The 2,771-nt window shown below is 44.7% G+C and carries 2 protein-coding genes; both read left to right on the top strand.

Features of this window, described 5'->3' with window-relative positions; all coding sequences use genetic code 11:
• Nucleotides 1-276: 276 nt before the first annotated feature.
• Nucleotides 277-1,278: a CsgG/HfaB family protein gene (locus ACE1AQ_RS08270; RefSeq protein ID WP_110545339.1), complete on the top strand. Its 1,002-nt coding sequence runs from the start codon at nt 277-279 to the stop codon at nt 1,276-1,278.
• A gap of 241 nt (nt 1,279-1,519) precedes the next feature.
• Nucleotides 1,520-2,482, top strand: a complete 963-nt coding sequence (locus tag ACE1AQ_RS08265) for a protochlorophyllide reductase (RefSeq protein ID WP_008202560.1) — start codon at nt 1,520-1,522, stop codon at nt 2,480-2,482.
• The last annotated feature ends 289 nt before the right edge of the window (nt 2,483-2,771 follow it).

Below are 2,771 nucleotides of genomic sequence, written 5' to 3'. Positions count from 1 at the left end.
TTTACAGAGTTTTATGTGTCAACATATCAGCTATGTACACTGGTTTAGGAAAATTGTCTATTCAATCTGAAAAATGGCGTTCTGGGGTTGTCATGTTCTTAAATGTAAAGTTTTGTTACGAGATTCAACATTTCTGGCTTTTTCCATGTCCTTTCACACTAGCATATATTTCGTAAACGATGCTCATATTTAACAGTAAAGCCGTCGTAGAACGACGGGGTTTCAGACCCAAATTTTCGATGATCTATATTCTATTTGACTGGAGAACCCCTTATCATGTTTGATCGAGATAGTATCCGTGGTTTTTCTGCCCTAATCACCCTTGTGGGAGTCGCTTCTAGTTTGGGTTTTAGCTTCAACGCACCGGCTTTCTCCCAAGCTACCTCTAACAATTTACCGTTACTCTTAGCCCAAAAAAGCGAAAAGGTGCGAGTAGCGGTTTTAGACTTCGATTATAGCGGTCTCAGTAATCCCCAGTGGTTAACATTTCTCAATGGTGGAGCCAGTGGTGTCAGTGATATTCTCGTCAACAAATTAGTGGAAAGTGGTCGCTATACAGTCATTGAGCGCAGTCGCATTGATGCCGTCCTCAGAGAACAGAATTTGGGTGCTTCGGGACGTGTAGATGCCGCTACCGCCGCTCAAATCGGGCAAATTTTGGGGGTAGATGTGGTGATTATCGGTTCGATTACCCAATTCGATTTACAAAAAAAACAATCCGGTGGCTCGTTTATTATTTTTAGCACCGCCAAGACAGAAACCGATGCTTTTGTCAAGTTAAATGTCCGGGCAATTAATACCACCACGGCCGAAATTATTACCACCGCTCAGGGAGATGGTACTGCCAATCAATCCGATGGTTCAACCGTGGTTTTAGGAGTTGGGGGTGGTTCCCAAACCTCCAACGAAGGGAAATTACTCAGTATTGCCACGGATAAGGCAGTGGCGCAGGTGGTGGATAATCTCAATGATAAAGCCGACCAAATCGCCGCTACACCTCGCTCGCTCCCGACTGTCACCGCTTTAGTGGCTGCCGTGGCGGGAAATCAGGTAATTCTCAATAAAGGTACGGGAGAAGGCTATCGTGTCGGTTTACGCATTTCCATCGAACGGACGACTCAAACGGTCAAGGATCCGCAAACGGGTAAGGTTATCCGTCAGATTACTCAACCGATTGGCACTCTCGAAATTGTCGAAGCTGATGGTCAATCTAGCGTCGGTCGCATTATTACCGGTAATGGTTTTAAAATCGGTGATTTAGCTAAACCGATTCGTTAACCTGGAATTATGAATTATGAATTATGAATTATGAATTGGGGAGGTGGGGAAGTGGGAAGATCGGTAAACTTAAAACTCAAGTCTGATCACTGATCACTGATTACTGATTAAGTGAACACTCACGAAAATTTGAAGTTATGTAAAGCGAACCTGGGGGTCAGGTAAGACAACCGATAAAATTTATGATTGGAATCCCTTGGATATTCCCTAGACCAGAGCGATTAACGAAAACTATCAAACAATGGTACAAGATCAAAAACCCACGGTGATCATTACTGGGACAACTTCTGGAGTCGGTCTCTACGCCGCTAAATCCCTTGCTCAAAGAGGTTGGTTTGTGGTTATGGCCTGTCGGGATATCCCGAAAATGGAACAGGCTGCCAAGGAATTGAACATTCCCCGGGATAACTACTCTATTGAATTTATCGACCTCGGTTCCCTCGATAGCGTCCGGCGCTTCGTTAAAAATTTCCGGGCCTTGGGCCGCTCTCTAACCGCTTTAGTCTGCAATGCCGCTATCTATCTGCCTTTGCTCAAAGAACCCTTAAGAAGTCCCGACGGTTATGAATTGAGCATGGCCACCAATCATTTAGGTCATTTCCTGCTCTCGAATTTGCTCTTGGAAGATCTAAAAAATTCCCCTTCTCCCGACCGCCGTTTAGTCATTCTCGGCACTGTCACCCATAATCCCGATGAATTAGGCGGTAAAATTCCTCCTCGTCCCGATTTGGGCGATTTGGAAGGGTTTGCCAAGGGTTTCAAAGAGCCGATTACTATGGCCGACGGCAAAAAATTTGAATCGGTCAAAGCCTACAAAGATAGTAAGGTTTGTAATGTTCTCACCATGCGGGAACTGCACAAACGCTATCACGAATCTACCGGAATTACTTTTACTTCCCTCTATCCGGGTTGTGTGGCCGATACACCCCTTTTCCGCAATCATTACCCCTTTTTCCAGCAGTTTTTCCCCTGGTTCCAGAAAAATATCACCGGTGGCTATGTTTCCCAAGAATTAGCTGGGGAAAGAGTGGCCATGGTGGTGGCTGACCCCGAATACCGTCAATCTGGTGCTTACTGGAGTTGGGGCAACCGTCAGAAAAAAGAGGGTAAATCTTTTGTGCAAAGGGTTTCTCCTCAAGCTCGCGACGAGGAAAGAGGCGAAAAAATGTGGGAATACAGCGCTAAATTAGTCGGATTAGCTTAAATTCCGATTTTGAACCTAAAAAAGGACACAAGGTAACTTGTGTCCTTGTGGAAACGGGGAGTGCTGGGACAGGGAGAAACAGTCCATAACTGGGTTTTTAAAGTTTGATTGGCAGTTAATGATATTATTAAAAACGGATTTGGTATTAGGCTCTCTTGGATTTGGTGGGTAAAATGTATTCTAAGATACATTCCTTAAGAGCGAGGGAGTGGAAGGAACCACAGAGACACAGAGGACACAAAGATCGATCCTATGTAAGTTAAACTTATCACACAGAACCTAGAAGAGC

The organism is Microcystis sp. BLCC-F209 (assembly GCF_041928595.1).
In the GTDB taxonomy this organism is placed as follows: domain Bacteria; phylum Cyanobacteriota; class Cyanobacteriia; order Cyanobacteriales; family Microcystaceae; genus Microcystis.
The sequence above is the reverse complement of the archived record's forward strand: the minus strand, read 5'-3'. Positions and strand labels throughout refer to the sequence as shown.

What these genes read in the sequence shown, in the direction of transcription:
- ACE1AQ_RS08270 (WP_110545339.1), top strand. Translation starts at nt 277, where the DNA reads ATGTTTGATCGAGATAGTATCCGTGGTTTTTCTGCCCTAATCACCCTT.
- ACE1AQ_RS08265 (WP_008202560.1), top strand. Translation starts at nt 1,520, where the DNA reads ATGGTACAAGATCAAAAACCCACGGTGATCATTACTGGGACAACTTCT.